The organism is Arthrobacter sp. D3-16 (assembly GCF_054408515.1).
The window spans coordinates 937,511-954,503 of record NZ_CP096437.1; the positions used below are offsets into that span (position 1 = coordinate 937,511).

Genomic DNA, 16,993 nt, shown 5'->3' on the forward strand with positions numbered 1-16,993 from the left:
TCTCCTAGCTGGGATTTGCGGTGGGTAAGGGCTCCACGGCGGGGGCCGTGCCCCCAGTATCCGCCGTTGGGCCCGGTGTCTCAACGGGAGCGTACGACGGCGGCGCGTCACCGGTGGCGGGCTGCGTCACCGGTGCGGCCGGAGCTTGAGTCGGGGCCTGGGCCGGAGCCGGAGCCGATGCCCCTCCGCCCGGCGCCTGCATGGCGGGAGCTGTGGGAGCGCTGGTGGGGGCGTTCTGCCCGGTGGGGGCAGGCGTTCCGGTGGCCGCGGAGCCGGAGTTCCGGCTGGCACTTGGATCGGCTTGGACGATGGCCGTGATCTTTTCCTTGAAAGCGGCGAGCCGGCCCTGGATTTCCGAGAGCGGCACATTCTGGATGCTGCGCCCGTACTCGGCTATTTCTGCCCACAAGCCCGTCAGTTGCGCCATGCCGGCTTCGCTGAGCGGACCGTCCAGCGTGAGGACAAGCTGGCTGGCCAACGCGTAAGTCAGGCACTCAAGGCAGTTGTAGTTGGCCGCGGCCGAGAGGTTCTCAGGGACAATCACGTCCGCCTGCCCCACGATGAGGACCACCTGGAACGCCACCGCCACCGCTGCGCAGCCTGTGCAGCTGGCAAAGGCGTAGGCCTCGTTCCTGCTGTCAACAGCTTCCCCGTCTTCGGCCCACACCAGCGCGAAGGCCACACTGTAGGTGACGGAACCGTCGGTGGTGTTCACGGCCAGGGCCTGGTTGCCGTCCTGCTCAGGCGCCGTCGGCCGGTCGAACGGGAACACCCACGACGGCGGGGCGGCCGCGGCGGGAGCACCGGAAGGGGATGAAGCCGGGCTTGAACCGGGCGAAGCCTCCATCGGCACCAGCACCATGCTCAGCTGCGGGTTCTCCCGGGTTGGTTTCGCGGCACCTTCCGGCCACAGCGCCACGGTCCTTCCCGTGCGGCCTTCGCGGAGGACTGTGTCCGCAGCAGGGAAGACCGACGCCGTTGCATCTGCCAGCGTGCCCCGTTCGTACGGCTGCACCGGGCGGTACGTCCCGCCGTCGGGCCACCATGCCCAGCCGAGCCCGGCGAGCAGTGCCGCCACGGCGGCCATGGCAGCCGTCCGCTGCAGGGACTTGCCACGGGTCTTCTTCCACATGCCGGTGACCAGCTGCCGCAGCAGCCGGACCAGGATGTACAGCATCCCGAGCATGGGCAGCGCGACGGCGGCGATCGCCAGCACGCGCACGGCAGCACCGGCCAGGTCCCCCTCGGAGAGGTTGGCGGCGAGCATGCCCTGCTGCTTGCCTGCGCTGTCCCAGGCGGTGGCCAGCAGCCGCGGCAGGGCGAGCACCATCATGGCCAGGCTGAACAGCAGCAGTGGCACGGTGACCAGCACCCATACCGTCACCACGGCGCGGGCCCACGGCTTGAGCACCTTGTTTTCCGGCTTCCCCCAATGCCAGGGCAGCAGCCCCATGAGGGTCGGCTTGATGCGCTGGAACAGGTCGGGCACTCCAGTGGTGTCTGCCAGGATGTGGTACCCGTCGAACCGCACAAGGGGGAGCAACTGCCGGACCATCTGCAGGATTTGCGTGACCACCACCAGCAACAGGGCGTCGAAGCCGGTGGCCCACCACAACCCCATAATGGCAACGGCCACAATCGCGTTGAAGTACAGGCCGCCCAGGTCAGTGCGGAGGCGGCCGCCCCTTCCCAGCCGGTACGAGTCGGTCACGTCGGTGAAGAAGGCGGGCCACACGAGGTACAGTCCCGCACCCATGGCACCGGGCGTTGCGCCACCTTTGCGCGCAGCGGCAGCATGCCCGAACTCATGGAAGCCGGCCGAGAGGATGGTGATGGCAAAAATCAGCAGCAGCAGGACAGGCTTTTCGAACGCTTCATGCGTGGCGGAACCCAAGCCCTTCACCATAAGCACCCACCAACAGGCGGCCAGGAACGCAGCTGTTACGGCCACGACGATCAGCGGGTTGAACAGCACCGCGAAGGGAGCCGTGATTTTTTGCGTGCGATCTGGATCCGTCACGGTGTAGCGGAACCGCATGCCGAGCAGCGGATCTGCTTTCTTCACCTCGGGCTCGGACCCGTCCGCCAGGCGGAGCAGTCCCATCGGCAGCAGCTGGGAGTCCATCAGCGTGCGCACGTTGTCCGCGCTGATCAGCCGTCCGGAACCTGCCGTGGCATGCTGCGCGATCTCGTCCACGCTCCGCTGTCCATCCACTGCTTCCAGCACCAGGTAGAGCAGCCGGGTGAGCTGCAGCGCCTGGCCGTCGGCGCGGCGGACCAGCGAGGGCGCTTCCCGGTAACCGGACCCCTCGGACAGCCCCAACAGCTGTACGCCGTCGGCCCGCACGGGGACCTGCAGCGGGTGTTCCGAAATGGAGGCAGAGGACGACGGCGGGCCGGCCTGAGCGCGCGGCCCGCCGGTGGCGTGGGTCATCGGTGCTTACTGTTCGAGGTTGGACTGCTGGTCGGCGGTGGCGTTGGCCTCGCCCTCGATGTGCTGGGAAATGATGGCGTCCTGCTCGGCCACGGCGTAGGCCTGGCTGTCGATGGACCCGATGTTCGCGGCCACCGCGGCATCGATGGGGGCAGCCACGTTGGCATTCGCTGCCACGGCACCGTTGATCGGGGCGGCGATGTCCGCGTCGGCGGCCAGGTCCACATTGACGTTGAGCAGGTCCCCGTCCAGTGCGGCCGCCGGGTCAACAGGCAGCGCACCGACGTCGGGAAGGGTGCCGTCCGGAAGGGTGCCGTCCGGAAGGGTGCCATCCGGGAGGGTACCGTCGGGGAGGAGGCTCCCGGCGTCGGCCGTTCCTGCCGTGGTGCCCGGCCCGGTGGTTCCGGAACCCGCCGTGGTGCCGCCGTCGTCCACAGTGTCATCGCCCTGGTTGATGGTGCTGTCCTGGGTGGACTCCGCGTTCGCGTCCGCCACGATGCCCTGTTCAATCATGACGCCCTGGTCCGCCAGGGCCTGGGCCTCGGAACCGAAGGAAAGGATGTTGGCCGAGGCCGCCGCGTCGATTGGCGCAGCCACGTTCGCGTTGGCAGCCACGGCCAGGTCGATGGGTGCCGCGGCATGAATACCCAGGTCCAGGTCCGCGTTCAGGTCAAGTACGGACGCAACTTCCTTGTCAGGCAAAGCTGTGGCCTGCTCCGACATCAGTTCGTCGTCAGACAGGGGACGCATTTCATGTTCCATGCTGATGCAACCTCCGGGTCCGGCACGGGTTGGTCTGCCCCCAGCGGGCAGCCCGGCACCAGCCAATAGTAAGCATGATTAGCTTTTTTTAGTACACCAGCGGTTTCATGGCGGAGGAGTCACCGCTGGTCAGGCTGCCTACTTCAGGCCGGCTCCCGGCAGCAGCTCCGTGGCGCCCAGGGAGTCGGCGATGAAGGCGTAGTCCCAGGCCCTTTCGCGCCACTGGACGTAGCGGCCGGACGCGCCGCCGTGGCCGCCGTCCATCTCGATCTTCATCACCACCGGCTCGGACCCGGTGGTCCTGTTCCGCAGCTCCTGCACCCACTTTGCCGGCTCCACGTACAGCACCCGGGTGTCGTTGAAGGACGTCACCGCGGCGATCTTGGGATACGGAGCCGGGCTAACGTTCTCATAGGGGGAGTACGACTTCATGTAGGCGTACACTTCGGGGTCCGTAATCGGGTTGCCCCATTCCTCCCATTCAAGGGCTGACAGCGGCAGCTCCGGATCCAGGATGGTGGTGAGGGCATCCACGAACGGAACCTGGGCCACGATCGCGGCGTACTTTTCGGGAGCTATGTTGGCCACGGCACCCATCAGCAGTCCGCCGGCCGAGCCGCCGAGGGCCGCGATCCGGGACGGGTCCACCCAGCCGGACTGCGCCAGCCAGTCCGTGGCGTCCACAAAGTCGGTGAAGGTATTCTTCTTTGCGAGTTTCTTGCCGTTCTCGTACCAGTGCCGGCCGAGCTCGCCGCCGCCGCGGATGTGGGCGATCACGAACACCACCCCGCGGTCCAGCAGGGACAGCCGTGCGATGCCGAAGCCGGGGTCCATGCTCAGCTCGTAGGAGCCGTACCCGTACACCATGCCGGCCGCCGTCGAATCCTGCTTCACGTTCTTGTGGCGCAGCACGGAAAGCGGGATGCGTGTGCCGTCCCTGGCCTCGGCCCATTCACGCGTGGCCACGTAGTCGTTGCCGTCGTAGCCGCCCAGGACCGGGCTTTCCTTGCGGAGGAGCAGTTCGCCGGCGGGCTGCTCCGGGGTGGGCAGCACAAAGTCGTAAACCCGCGACGGCGTGAAGTAGGACGTGTAGCCAAGCCGGATCACCGGAGCCTCGTAATCCGAACCGCCAACCCCCGCGGTGTACAGCTCCTCATCGAACGCGGGCTCCACAGGTACCTCCTGGGCCTCAGTCCCGAGGCCTTGCAGCCCGATGACCTGGACGCGCTCGATGGTGTCCTTGCGGATTGAAACGACGAGGTGCGTGGAGGTGACGCCGGCACCATTGACGCGGACGTCGTCGGAATGCTCGACGACGGTGTCCCAGCGCTGCTCGGCGAGCGGCTTGCGAAGCTCGGCCGGGTCAGCCAGGGAAACCATGGAATTGATGGCACTGCGGTTGTGCGTGAGCAGGATGCGTTCGGTCATCAGGCCGTCCGGACCAGGCAGCAGGAACGGCTCGGCCTCATAGAGCACGCGCTCGTCCCGGGAGATCACGGTGGTGAGCTCCTGGGCGGGGTCATCGAACCGGAGCAAACGCGTCTCGCTGTACTCGGAGCAGCCGATCCCCAGCACCAGGTAGCGACGGTCGGAGGAAAGCTCGAAGCCCAGCCACATAGCGACGTCGTCTTCCTGGTAGATCACCACGTCCTCACTGACAGGCGTTCCGAGGGTGTGGGCCTTGACCTGGTAGGGGCGCCAGGAGTCGTCCACCACTGTGTAGAAGATGCGGGTGCCGTCGGGGGAGAAAGCGACGCCGTAGAAGATGTTCTCGATGACGTCCGGCAGCAGTTCGCCGGTCCGGAGGTCCTTAATGCGCAGGGTGAACCGTTCGTCGCCGGCGTTGTCCACTGCGTATGCGTAGAGGTTGCCGTCCACGGTCACGGCCGTGCCGCCAACCGAAAAGAACGGCTTCCCCTCGGCTTCGATGTTGCCGTCGAGCAGGACTTCCTCGCCCGGAATCCCGACGCCGGGCTCGACGGCGGGCGGGGTCCAGTCCGCAACGGGGTCTCCGCTGTTCTGCGCCCGTACCCGGCACTGGATGCCGTACTCCTTGCCTTCCACCGAGCGGCTGAAGTACCACCAGCCGTCCTTGCGGTGGGGAACGGACAGGTCCGTCTCCTGCGTGCGGCCCTTGATCTCCTGGAAGATCGCCTCGCGCAACGGCTCCTGATGCGCGGTGACCGCTTCCTGGTAGGCGTTCTCCGCTTTCAGGTGCTCCACAACCTCGTCGGATTCCTTGTTCCGCAGCCACTCGTAGTGGTCCACGAAGGTGTCTCCGTGGTGAATGCGCTCGGAGGGGATCTTCTTGGCCGCCGGGGGAGTAGGCGTGGTGGCTGAGCGGGCGGAATCCTGCAGCGGAGTCTGGGTCATGAGTTCAATATATAGACCCCGGCCGACAATGAAACGGCCGTTCGCTACCGGACGATAACGCGGTTACCTCCCGCACCATTTCGGCCAACCCCCATCACGTCCCGCACCATTTCCGGGGCGTTGTCTCTCAGTTTCAGTCCCCTTGAACCCGCTGTGGAAACCAACCAGGGACTGCCCAGAGGGAGGCCGGCGCCCTAGTGGGCTTTAGGCGGCAGGCGTATCCTGTTCACGCTAAGGCACATCCGCCCAGCGTGAGAGGGGAAGTTTATGACCATCCCGCCAGTGCACGAGCCCGAGCCGTTCCCGCCGGAACCGGGTCCGGACCAGCCTGATCCCGCCCAGCCCGGCCATCCCGGCCCGAATCCATTCCCGACGCCGGCTCCTCCAGGGCCGCTGCCCGTCCCTGATCCAGGTCCTGCACCGCTCCGTCCCGACCCCACCCGCAGTTAGGGTAAAACGGCACACGCAGAAGGGGCCTTCGCGCACCGCGAGGGCCCCTTCGCTGTGTCCTGAGAGGATGGGAAAACGGGAAAAATTCCTCCCGGAAAGTGCTTGCAGATCTCCTTGCTCGGTGGTAAAAAATCTATATCAGCCAATACAGATTGGCTGAGATCAAAAAACAGTGTTGGACCGTCTCTTTCGAGGAGGGAAGCCATGTTGATGCGAACCGATCCGTTCCGCGAGCTGGACAGGCTGGCCCAGCAGGTCCTCGGCACGGCAGCGCGTCCGGCAGCGATGCCAATGGATGCGTGGCGGGAGGACCAGGAATTTGTTGTCGCCTTTGATCTGCCCGGCGTCTCAGCGGATTCAGTGGATCTGGATGTGGAACGGAATGTCCTGACGGTGCGGGCGGAGTGTCCGGAACCTGCGGGCAAGGACACCGAGTTGATTGCCTCCGAGCGGCCGCGCGGCGTGTTCAGCCGCCAGCTGATCCTCGGGGACACCCTGGATACTGACAACGTGAAGGCTACGTACGACGCCGGTGTCCTGACGCTGCGGATTCCTGTCGCCGAAAAGGCCAAGCCGCGCAAGATCGAGATCGAAACGAAGGGGGCACAGCAGGAAATCGCCGCCTAGTTTCAGCACAGAATCGGAAGTCGGGCATTGATTGTTGACTGCCTCTTAGGGCGTTTGTCATTCTGAGCACGCCACCGCGCTGAATAGCGTATCGGCAGTACGCCTGAACTTACCGATACGGTGGCCCCCGGGCTCTGTCCGGGGGCCATCCCATGTGCGCCGGCCACAGGCTTTAGGTGTTCAGCTCCAGCATCAGCGCGGGCAGTTCGTCGGCCAGTTCGCGGGCAAGGAACCCCAGGGGGCCCATCCTGCTGGCGAGCCTGTCGGCCGCTGCGGCGTGGAGGTGCGTTCCCCAGCATGCTGCCTGCGCGCTGGTGGTTCCCCGGGCCCGCAGGCCAGCGATCGCCCCTGCCAGGATGTCCCCGCTGCCCGAGGTCCCCAGTCCGCCGTAGCCAGTGGTCATCTTCCAGAGTTCCGGCTCCTCGGGTGCGTCCCCGCCGGAGGGCCGCGCGATGAAGCCCTGGCAGCTCACCACCGCCTCGAACTTATCGGCGATCTCAGCCACATCCGCCCTCAGGTCCTCCACCTCCCGGCCCAGCAGGATCGCTGCCTCCTTCGGATTAGGCGTGAGGATCAAACGCCCCTTCCACGGGTCCAGCCGGTCCGCCAGCTTCACAAGGCCGCCCAAAGCATAGGCATCAAGTACGACGGCGGGACCACCTCCCGTGCTTCCCGCACCGGAGCTTGAGTCGCCGGAGCTTGAGTCACCGGAGTCCGCATCACTGGAGCCGTCCGCTTCCCGGTCCAACAGCGCCCGCAGCAAATCCTCGGCAAGGTCCGGATCGTCCAGTCCGGGGCCCACCAGGATGGCATCGGCACGGTCGAGGTATGTAGAAATCCGGTCCAGTCCCTGACCGGTCACGGACCCCTCTGCGCTTTCGGGCAACCCCATCGCACCGCACTCGGGAAGTGCCACACCGAGCTGTATGGCGACGGATTCCGCCACCGCGAGGGTGAGCTTCCCGGCGCCGGCGCGCAGCGCAGCAGTACCGGCCAGCAGCGCGGCACCGGGCGTGGCGCGCGCACCGCCGATCACCAGCAGGGAGCCACGGGAATACTTGTCTTCACCCGGCGCGGGCAGCGGCCAGTCACGCAGGAGTGACGGCGTCACCAGGGTCGGTGCAGCAGCGGCAACGGAATCACTTTGGGTGGACACTGGCGTCTCCTGCGTGTTCGGTGACTGTCACACCCTGCTCGCTGAGATGGTCCGCCACGTTGAAACTCTCCAAAGTCCAGGGCCCCTCGCCGGACGGGCGGACGTAGCGTGTCAGGGAGGCATTCAGCACCGACGTACTCGCCGCCAGATCCAGGATCTCCCGCTCCGTCATCCCCTCCAGCACATACCTGAAGAGGAGGATCACGGCGTCGTGGCAGACCAGCATCACGCGGTGCCCGGTGCCGAGGTTGTTCAGTTCATCCAGGACGGACCGGAGCCGCAGCGCCACGTCAGCCCAGGATTCACCGCCCGGTGGCCGGTAGTACATCTTGCCCAGCCACTCCCGGCGCTCTGCCTCTTCCGGGAAGCGATTTTCTACGCCCCGGCGGGTCAGCCGGTCCAGGATGCCGAGTTCGCGGTCCCGCAGCCGTTCATCGGTCCGTACTTGCACCGGCCAGCCCGCCGTCTCGATGGCGATCTCGGCGGTCTGGCGCGCGCGGGCGTAGGGGGAGGAAACCACGGCATCCGGCCGCAGGTCCTCGGCGACCCGTGCCAGCGCCGTGCCCAGGGCCTTGGCCTGCTCCTGCCCGGTACCCGAAAGGTTCACGTCAGCGTCCCGCGCAGGCACCTCAATGACTTCTGCCCCCGCCAGCCGCGCATCGGTAGCAGCCACGTTGCCTTCACTCTCACCGTGGCGGATCAGGATCAGTTCCACCGCCCCGGCTTCCTGGACAGCCTCAGTCAGTCCGTCCTCTTTCACAAGAATCACCCCGTCCGTGTGCCGTGCCGAATGCAGGAACATTACCAGCGGCGTACCCACGGCGCAGTGTCAGTAAACGAGGGAAAGCAAACGGACGACGGCGGCCCGCTGCCAGGAGAGGCAAGCCACCTGCCCTGCTTGGCACCGTTGGCAGGTGTTACCGCTCCGGCGTCAGCACCTTCGAAAACACGGTGGCGCCGTTGGCATTGCGCAGGCTCACCGCGAAGGAGTCGTCATCCAGCTGCACGTGCCCGAAGAACTGGTTCTCGCCGTCACGCGGTGATTCGCCCGGGAAGCGCCCGGCCTTGGCGAAGACCACCTCGGGGCCGAACGTGCCGTCCATCGCATTGGGGCCGAAGGATCCTGCCGCGATGGGTCCGGCCACGAACTCCCAGAACGGGTCGAAATCGGTGAAGGCCGCGCGCTCGGGGGAGTAGTGGTGGGCAGCGCAATAATGCACGTCGGCCGTCAGCCACACCACGTTCTTAACCCGGTTGTGCTTGACAGCGCTCAGCACCCCGGCGATCTCAAGCTCGCGCCCCAGGGGTGCGCCGGCGTCGCTGTTGGCCAGGCTCTCCTGGTTGACGGCGCCGTCGGGAACGATGATGCCCAGCGGGAGGTCCGCAGCAATCACCTTCCATGTCGCCTTGGACCTGGACACCTCGCGGATGAGCCAGTCCACCTGTTCCTGGCCGAGGATGGGCGTTGCGTAGGGCTCCTTGCCGTCGGTGTTGGGCGACTTGAAGGTGCGCATGTCCAGGCAGAAGATGTCCAGCTGCGCGCCGCGGCTGATCTTCCGGTAGATGCGCGCGGGCTGGTACTGGCCGGCGTCGTCAAACGTTCCTGGCCGCCACAATGCTGACGAGTCCGCGATGGGCATGTTCTCCTGCCACGCCTGCCGGCCGCGCGCTGCGAGGGTGTTAACGTCGCGCACGGTGTAGCGGGGGTCATCGAGGATCTCGCCGGGGTACCAGTTGTTCGTGGTCTCGTGGTCATCCCAGTTGGCGATCACCGGGACGTCCGCGAACATGGCCCGCATGTTGGCGTCCATCGAGTTGTACCGGTGCCGGCCGCGGAACTCGGTGAGGGTTTCGGCCACCTTGGACACCTCCTCGGTGACCAGGTTCCGCCATACCTGGCCGTCCCGTTCCACTACGGTTTCGGTGAGCGGACCGTCGGCGTACACGGTGTCGCCGGAGTGGATGAAGAAGTCCGGCCGCGTCTGGTGCATCGCCCGGTAGCCGCGCATCCCGCCGATCTCCTCGTTGATGCCCCAGCCCTGCCCTGCGGTGTCTCCGGTCCACACAAAGCTTTGGGCGGACGACGCCGGCGCGTCACCTCCGGCGCTTGTGTCGCCGATGCGGCCCTTGCCGTTGAACGTTCCGGCATCGGGGGCCGTGCGGAAGGTGCCGCGAACGGTCTCGCCGGCAGCGCCGCCGTCGTCCTCGAAGCTGATCTCCAGGGCAAACCGGGTGTTGGACGGCAGGTTCCCGGCGTGGATCTTGGCGGTGAAGTCGGAAGCCTGGGTGGCGCGCGGACCGCGAAGAGTGCGTTCGAAGGAGCCGCGCCCGCGCAGGATTCCGCCGCCGTCGTCAACCGCCCGCAGGACGGCAGTCATCGGGCCGGCACCCGAAGCGCGGGACCACAGCACGGCGGAGTCGGAAGTGACGTCGCCGGTGGCGATACCGCTGGGGAGGGTGAGTCGGTTCCGGACCAGCGCAATGCCGGCGGGTGAGCGGCGCGGGGCGGCGGCCTGCGCAGCTGCGGGTGTGGCGGCCAGTGCAGCGGCGAGCACGGATCCCTTGACGATGGTGCGGCGAGAAATGTCAGTCATGCCGTCCAGCCTGCAGGCGGCCGGCGCACGGACAGTTTCCCTCGGGTGAACTCCCGGTGAGCCAGGGTTGAACAGCGGCGCTACGGCACGGCAAACTCTCCGATCCGGCCCTCCCGCAGCGCAGCCCCCACGGCATTGACCGCCCCGTAATCAGGGAACAGCACAGACTGCCCGGCAACGAACCCCGCCCCCGCTGTTGGCAGGGTCATGGTGCCGATGGCGTTCACATCAACGGTGCGAAGGCTGTACGCAAGGATGGCCGCTCGCACCGGGTCGAAGCCCTTGTTCACGGTAAGGCAGCAGGAGGCCAGATCAACGAGTGCCCGAACCGCGGTCACGTCGTTAAGCGCTCCACCGGCAGTGAGGCGGGCCAGGATGGCGCGGAGCAGGATCTGCTGGTTGCGGACACGCTGGAAGTCGCCGTCCACGAAGGCGTACCGCTCGCGGGAGAATTCCAGCGCGGCCTGCCCATCCAGGCGGTTGATGCCGGGACCGAAAACGTGCCCGGTATCGTGTGTGGACTGGAAGGGGACCGGGACGTTGACGTCAATTCCTCCAAGGGCGTCGATGAGGATCTTGAGCCCGCCGAAGTCCAGCATCAGGGTGTGGTCGATAGTGATGCCCAACAGCGATTGGACGGCGGCGGCCTGCATGTCGATGCCGCCGTACTGCAGGCCGGAATTGATCTTCCCACCACCAAATCCGGGGATGTCCACCCACGTGTCACGGTTGATGGAGATGATGTAGAGCGTCCGGCGGTCGGCGGGCACGTGCACCAGCATGAGGGTATCGCCACGCTGGTCCTGGGGCTGCCCGGTGGCCGCCGTGTGTGCTGCGGCGTCTTTGGCGATGCCGCGCATATCGCTGCCGATGACCAGCACATTTATGGGTACGGCGGGATGCTCCGGAATGGGTGGAGGCGGCGGCGGGGGAGGCGGGGCAGGAGGAGTGGTTTCCGAAGGCGTTTCCGAGGGCGTGGGTGAGGGGGTTTCGCTCTCTATGGCCGCAGGCTGCGCCTCGGTGCCGGCGCGGTTCAGGCTGACGACCGCGACGGCGGCAACCACCACAAGGACGAGTGCCAGCAGTGCTGCAATCCACCGCCGCCGCCTGCGGGCCACCAGGCCAAGACCACGCGGGTGGGGTTCGGAGGGGGTGGTACCGGATGGTTCAGAACCGCCTGGCGTGCTCATTGTGCCTCACCTCATTGTGGGATGGTGGGTTCAGTGTCCGCCCGCCGTGCCCTCGCTGGCTACATACGTATCCAAACTGTCATCTGCGAGGGCACGCGAAAGGTCTTCAACCACGACGGCGCAGGTCAGAGCGTGGCGCAGGTCAGGCCCGTGGCGCAGCCGAACGGCGGCGGCAGGCCATGCGGGGAAGCCGGGCGCCGTCGTCGAAATCGCCGAAATGGTGCCGGGGCGCCGTAACGCTACAGCGAACCTGCACGCGTCCCGCGCACTGGCGCGTTGAGGCGTGCGTGGCGAAGGATGGACACGATGGCGGGCGCGAGTTCGTCCTCCATCTGCCGGTACACCTCAGGCGCCCGGCGGTAGGGGTCGATAATGTCGTTCTCGGCCGAGTCTGCGGGCAGCGACAGATGCCGCACAGCGGACGCCCGGGCCGGCAAGCTCCGCCAGAAGGTGTGGTTCGCGGCCAGGGGATCGCCGTCGTCGGGCATTCCTGCCCCCGTTTCCCCGCCCTCGGCGGCGGCAGCGCGCTGGTCCAGGACGTCAAGCATCCGGGCGAACTCGCGGATGGTGAACGTCCTTTTGAGGAGCGATGCGTCCAGTTGCAGGACTTCGCCGCGGTGCCCGGAGGTCATGGTGAGCACCAGGTCCACGCCGCGCAGGATTTTTGGCGTCAGCTGGCGGGCGGCAAAGTTCCCGGGATCGCCGCCGAAAGTGCGCACGATGTCCGCTGAGATTGGCTGCATGGGGTCGCCCACCATGGCACGCGTCCCTGCGCTGGCCACTACGAAACCGCCCGGCATCACCTGGTTGAGCCCCGCCTGCAGAAGCCGCTCGGCCACGGGGGAGCGGCAGATATTGCCTGTGCAGACGGTGAGGATTCTTACTGGTGCGGGTGAGTCCAAGGGAGATTTCTCTTTCCAGCCGGTGCCTCCGTGCTTTTCAACTTAACATGCAACGGCCCGACGGCGGCCGCCCCACCCCGGACGCTCTCTCACTTAACGCGGTTTTCCGGCGGACGCTCTCTCACTTAACGCGGTTTTCCGGCGGACGCTCTCTCACTGAACGCGGTTTTCCGGCGGACGCTCTCTCACTTAACGCGGTTTTCCGGCGGACGCTCTCTCACTGAACGCCAGCCAGGCCGGAAGATAGAGCTGTGGACAACGTGATTGAACGGGACTGCGTGATTGCCGGCGGCGGCCCGGCCGGGATGGTGCTCGGTTACCTGCTGGCGCGCAGCGGCCTGCGTGTGACCGTACTGGAGAAACACGGGGATTTCCTGCGTGACTTTCGCGGTGACACGGTGCATCCTTCCACCGTGACCCTGCTCGGGGAACTCGGGCTGCGCGAGAAATTCCTGGAGCTGCCACTGACCCGGTTGTCCACCATGGACGCCGTCTTGGACGGTCAGCGCTTCACTTTGGTGGACTTCGGCACCCTCCCGGCGCCGGACAACTTCCTCGTCTTCGCCCCACAGTGGGACTTCCTGAACTTCCTGGCCGACGAGGCGGGAGCGTTCCCCAGTTTCGAGCTACGGATGCTCAGCGAGGTCAGCGGCCTCATCCTCGAGCACGATCAGGTGCTCGGGGTGCGTGCCAATACCCCCGAGGGAGCGCTTGAAATCCGGGCCACGCTCACCGTCGCCGCCGACGGACGGGCATCGGTACTGCGCGCTGCTGCCGGGATGGCACCCGAGGATTTTGGCGTGCCTATCGATGTACTGTGGTTCAACCTGCCCAAGCCACCGAACCCTCCGCCTGCAACCCTTGGTTACATATCGGCGCAAGGGATGGTCCTCACCATTGACCGGGGCGAGAGATACCAGTCCGGAATGGTGATCCAAAAGGGTGGTTTCGCCGAGCTTCGAAGGTCAGGGCTCGACGTCCTTCAAAAGCGAATCATTGACGCCGCACCCGTCCTGCGCCCCGTCGTCACCGCGCTTAAGGACTGGGACCAGATCAAGCTGCTCTCCGTCCAAATCAATCGGCTCCCGCGCTGGTACCGTCCCGGGTTCATCGCGATTGGTGACGCTGCCCATGCGATGTCACCGATGTTCGGCGTCGGAGTGAACTTCGCCATCCAGGACGCCGTCGCACTCTCGAATGCCATCACCGTTGACCTCCTAACCGGACAGGCGCCGGTCGAGAAACTCGCGGCGGTGCAGCGGCGTCGGGAGCGGCCGGTCAAGGTCATGCAGTTGCTGCAGCGCAACGGACACAGGGTACTTTTCAGGGCAACCGCCGGAAGCCGCGTTGCGCCGCGCTGGCTCGTCGTGTTTATAGGGGCAGCCTCACCGCTGCTGCGCCGCCTCACGGCACGTTTGGTCGGGGTTGGAATCCTTCCCGAACACGTGAAAAGTGGCGGCGCTTAACCTCAGGCGGTTAGAGCCCGGCCAGGAGTTGCTTCATCTCGGCGATTTCCGCTTCCTGGGCCTTGACAATGTCGCGCGCCAGTTGGACGGCCTCGGGGTACTTGCCCGCGCCGATCTCCTGCTGGGCCATCTCCACGGCGCCTTCGTGGTGTCCGGTCATCTGCTCCATAAAGAGCCTGGCGGCCTCGGTGCCCTGAGCCGCCTTGAGTTTGTCGATGCCTTCAGCGTCCACCATGCCGGACATGCCGTGCGCGGAGTGGTCGGACATTGCAACGGGCGCATTCCAGCTCTTGAGCCACCCGCTCATCGCCTCAATTTCGGGGGCCTGGGCGTCCTTGATCCGGGTGGCCAGCGCGGCAACTTCCGCCGGCAGGTCCGGCTTGGCCAGGACGATGTCGCTCATCTCCACCGCCTGCGCGTGGTGCGGGATCATCATCTGCGCGAACATGATGTCCGCCTGGTTCTGTTCGGCGTTGGCGTCCGGCGCCATGCTTGACATCGCGCTCGGGCTGGCGTGATCCGCGCCGTGGGTGCTGCTGCCGCCCGGGGTCCCGGTGCCGGCTGCGCAGCCGGCAAGGCCAAGCGAGGCGGCGAGGGCTGCGGCGACGGCGAACGTGCTGATCTTCATGGCAAGGTCCTTCTGGTGGATCTGAGAGAGGGTTTGGGTTTTGGCCCCGGTAAGTGAGAGAGCGTTTGGTTTCAACGTACCTCGGCCGGGTTGAGGCGCACCCTCCGCAGCAGCTGGGCGTTCAAAGCCACCACGATGGTGGACACGGACATCAGCACAGCGCCGGCGGCCGGGGAGAGCACCACTCCGGCGAAAGCCAGCACACCCGCGGCCAAGGGCACGGCCAGGATGTTGTAGCCGGTGGCCCACACCAGGTTCTGCCACATCTTGCGGTAGCTCGCCCGGGACAGGTCCACCATCGACAGCACTGCGCGCGGGTCGTTTCCGGCCAGCACCACACCTGCCGATTCCATGGCCACGTCCGTACCGGCACCAATCGCGATCCCCACCTCCGCCCGGGCGAGCGCTGGGGAGTCGTTGACACCGTCGCCCACCATCGCCACCTTCAGGCCCCGTGCCTGCAACTCGGCCACCTTCTTGTCCTTGTCGGCAGGAAGGACCTCGGCGAACACCTCGTCAATGTTCAGCTCGGCAGCCACGGACTGGGCCACCTGCCGGGCGTCACCGGTGATCATGCCCACCTTGACGCCGCGCTTCTGGAGGGCGGCTACGGCCTGGCGCGATTCTGCCCGGACCGCGTCCTCGAGGCTGACAGCCCCCAGCACCCGGCCGTCGTCGACCACGTGCAGGACGGCCGCACCGCGGTCCATCCACCCGCGCGTGGTGCCGGCCAGGGCAGAGGGTACGACGGCGCCAAGCTCGCGCAGGAGCGCCGGCCCGCCTACGTGCACGGTGCGCCCGTCCACGGAAGCGCGGACGCCACGGCCGGTCAGCGAGCTGAAGCCGGCAACGGCCGGAAGCGGAAGGCCCCGCTCCCGGGCTGCCCGGACGATGGCCCGGGCCACGGGGTGCTCACTGTCGGATTCGACGGCCGCGGCCAGGGCCAGCAGTTCATCAGTGCCTACGCCGGCGGCAGTGGCCACGTCCTTCAGCTCGGGCTCACCGGTGGTGAGGGTGCCGGTCTTGTCGAAGAGGACCACATCGACGGTGCGCATCCGCTCCAGCGCCATCCGGTTCTTGATCAGGACGCCGGCGCGGGCTGCCTGCTCGGTGGAGATGGCGATGACCAGGGGAATGGCCAGGCCCAAGGCGTGCGGGCAGGCGATGACCAGAACGGTGACGGTGCGGGTCACTGCCTCGGGGACGCTGCCCAGGAGGGTCCACACGATGAACGTGATGATGCCGGCGCCCGCCGCGAAGTAGAACAGGAAGGCTGCCGCGCGGTCAGCGAGCGCCTGGGCCCGGGATGAGGATGCCTGTGCTTCGGCCACCAGCCGCTGGATCCCGGCAAGGGCTGTATCGTCGCCCACCGCATCCACCCGGACCCGCACGCTGTTGTCTGTAGCGACTGTTCCCGCCACCACGGCATCTCCAACGGCCCGCAGCACGGTCTTGGATTCGCCGGTGATCATCGATTCGTCGAACTCGGCCTGCCTGTCAACCACGGTTCCATCGGCCGGCATCCGGGCGCCCGAGCGCACCAGGACGACGTCGGCGGGCCGGAGCGCGGCGACGGGCACTGTTTCGGTTCCGCTGTCCGTTATGCGTTCCGCCTCATCGGGGAGCAGCGCGGCAAGGGCATCCAGGGCACCCTGCGCCGATCCCAGCGCCCGCATCTCGATCCAGTGCCCAAGCAGCATGATGGCCACCAGCAGCGCCAGTTCCCACCAGAAGTCGAGGTCGAAACCGCCGAGGCCAAGGCTGGTGACCCAGGATGCCACGAACGCGACGGAGATGGCCATGGCGATCAGGAGCATCATGCCGGGCCGGCGGTCCTTCAGCTCCTGCAGCCCGCCTTTCAGGAAGGGCTGGCCGCCGTAGAGGAAGATCACCGTGCCGAGGACAGGAGGGATCCAGGCTGAGCCCGGGAACATCGGGGCCATGTAACCCAGGATGTGGCCCACCATCGGACTGAAGTAGACCACGGGAACGGACAGTGCCAGCGTCAGCCAGAACCTGTTCTTGAACATGGCCGTGCTGTGGCCGGCGTGCTGTCCATGGGTGTGGACGGCATGCTCATCATCGTGTTGGGCGTTGTGGGCGGCTGTGCCGGTGCCGTGGTGATCGTGGCGGGCCGGGGTGGCAGCAGCTCCCGCTTTGGTGAGGGTGCCGCTGGGCTGGCTCTCGTCGTGGTGATGGTGCGTGCGGTGCTGATGGTCAAGCATGTCAGTTCCATTCCTTGGAAAAGGATCGATGGGTGCTGGGGTTGAACGGCTGTGAAAGGCGGTGCGGGGCACCGGCCGGGACATACCACTTCACTGACAACACTTGAAATATACCCCTAGGGGGTATCGAAGTCAAGGGCTTCCAGTCGCCCATTGCCTGTCGGTTCATCCGCAGAAGGGACCTGC

At 66.5% G+C, this 16,993-nt stretch carries 12 protein-coding genes; 2 read left to right on the forward strand and 10 right to left on the reverse strand.

What is annotated here, in order from left to right; genetic code table 11:
- Positions 1-4 precede the first annotated feature (4 nt).
- From M1D32_RS04530 to M1D32_RS04540, 3 genes are all read right to left on the reverse strand, one after another.
- Entirely contained in the window at positions 5-2,434 is a 2,430-nt protein-coding gene (locus M1D32_RS04530) for a zinc metalloprotease (protein ID WP_458781147.1), read from the reverse strand.
- A 6-nt stretch (positions 2,435-2,440) separates the two neighbouring features.
- Positions 2,441-3,184 carry a peptidoglycan-binding protein gene (locus M1D32_RS04535; protein ID WP_458781148.1) on the reverse strand — a complete coding sequence of 248 codons (744 nt, stop codon included), beginning with the start codon at positions 3,182-3,184 and terminating at the stop codon, positions 2,441-2,443.
- A 150-nt stretch (positions 3,185-3,334) separates the two neighbouring features.
- Entirely contained in the window at positions 3,335-5,569 is a 2,235-nt protein-coding gene (locus M1D32_RS04540) for a S9 family peptidase (RefSeq protein WP_458781149.1), read from the reverse strand.
- 654 nt (positions 5,570-6,223) lie between these two features.
- Here M1D32_RS04540 and M1D32_RS04545 point away from each other — a divergent pair.
- Positions 6,224-6,646, forward strand: a complete 423-nt coding sequence (locus tag M1D32_RS04545) for an Hsp20/alpha crystallin family protein (RefSeq protein WP_458781150.1) — start codon at positions 6,224-6,226, stop codon at positions 6,644-6,646.
- A 172-nt stretch (positions 6,647-6,818) separates the two neighbouring features.
- Here the strand turns inward: M1D32_RS04545 and M1D32_RS04550 are convergent, their stop codons facing one another.
- From M1D32_RS04550 to M1D32_RS04570, 5 genes are all read right to left on the reverse strand, one after another.
- The gene (locus tag M1D32_RS04550; protein WP_458781151.1) at positions 6,819-7,802 is read right to left on the reverse strand and encodes an ADP-dependent NAD(P)H-hydrate dehydratase; all 984 of its coding nucleotides are present in this window, start codon (positions 7,800-7,802) and stop codon (positions 6,819-6,821) included.
- Entirely contained in the window at positions 7,786-8,571 is a 786-nt protein-coding gene (locus tag M1D32_RS04555) for a histidine phosphatase family protein (protein WP_458781152.1), read from the reverse strand. Before M1D32_RS04555 ends, M1D32_RS04550 begins: the two co-directional genes overlap by 17 nt.
- A gap of 148 nt (positions 8,572-8,719) precedes the next feature.
- Positions 8,720-10,396, reverse strand: a complete 1,677-nt coding sequence (locus tag M1D32_RS04560) for an alkaline phosphatase D family protein (protein ID WP_458781153.1) — start codon at positions 10,394-10,396, stop codon at positions 8,720-8,722.
- An 80-nt stretch (positions 10,397-10,476) separates the two neighbouring features.
- On the reverse strand, positions 10,477-11,586 hold the full coding sequence (locus M1D32_RS04565) for an LCP family protein (protein WP_458781154.1): 1,110 nt from the start codon (positions 11,584-11,586) through the stop codon (positions 10,477-10,479).
- Positions 11,587-11,825: 239 nt separating this feature from the next.
- Entirely contained in the window at positions 11,826-12,488 is a 663-nt protein-coding gene (locus M1D32_RS04570; RefSeq protein ID WP_458781155.1) for an arsenate reductase/protein-tyrosine-phosphatase family protein, read from the reverse strand.
- 251 nt (positions 12,489-12,739) lie between these two features.
- Between M1D32_RS04570 and M1D32_RS04575 the strand changes: the two genes are divergently transcribed.
- Positions 12,740-13,954, forward strand: coding sequence for an FAD-dependent oxidoreductase (locus M1D32_RS04575; RefSeq protein ID WP_458781156.1), 1,215 nt, complete (start codon positions 12,740-12,742; stop codon positions 13,952-13,954).
- 10 nt (positions 13,955-13,964) lie between these two features.
- Here M1D32_RS04575 and M1D32_RS04580 read toward each other — a convergent pair whose 3' ends face one another.
- A complete protein-coding gene (locus M1D32_RS04580; protein WP_458781157.1) occupies positions 13,965-14,582 on the reverse strand; it encodes a DUF305 domain-containing protein in 618 nt (205 codons plus the stop codon).
- Positions 14,583-14,653: 71 nt separating this feature from the next.
- On the reverse strand, positions 14,654-16,807 hold the full coding sequence (locus M1D32_RS04585) for a heavy metal translocating P-type ATPase (RefSeq protein ID WP_458781158.1): 2,154 nt from the start codon (positions 16,805-16,807) through the stop codon (positions 14,654-14,656).
- Positions 16,808-16,993: the final 186 nt, after the last annotated feature.

What these genes read in the sequence shown, in the direction of transcription:
- M1D32_RS04535 (WP_458781148.1), bottom strand. Translation starts at nt 3,184, where the DNA reads ATGCGTCCCCTGTCTGACGACGAACTGATGTCGGAGCAGGCCACAGCT.
- M1D32_RS04530 (WP_458781147.1), bottom strand. Translation starts at nt 2,434, where the DNA reads ATGACCCACGCCACCGGCGGGCCGCGCGCTCAGGCCGGCCCGCCGTCG.
- M1D32_RS04560 (WP_458781153.1), bottom strand. Translation starts at nt 10,396, where the DNA reads ATGACTGACATTTCTCGCCGCACCATCGTCAAGGGATCCGTGCTCGCC.
- M1D32_RS04565 (WP_458781154.1), bottom strand. Translation starts at nt 11,586, where the DNA reads ATGAGCACGCCAGGCGGTTCTGAACCATCCGGTACCACCCCCTCCGAA.
- M1D32_RS04585 (WP_458781158.1), bottom strand. Translation starts at nt 16,807, where the DNA reads ATGCTTGACCATCAGCACCGCACGCACCATCACCACGACGAGAGCCAG.
- M1D32_RS04545 (WP_458781150.1), top strand. Translation starts at nt 6,224, where the DNA reads ATGTTGATGCGAACCGATCCGTTCCGCGAGCTGGACAGGCTGGCCCAG.
- M1D32_RS04540 (WP_458781149.1), bottom strand. Translation starts at nt 5,569, where the DNA reads ATGACCCAGACTCCGCTGCAGGATTCCGCCCGCTCAGCCACCACGCCT.
- M1D32_RS04580 (WP_458781157.1), bottom strand. Translation starts at nt 14,582, where the DNA reads ATGAAGATCAGCACGTTCGCCGTCGCCGCAGCCCTCGCCGCCTCGCTT.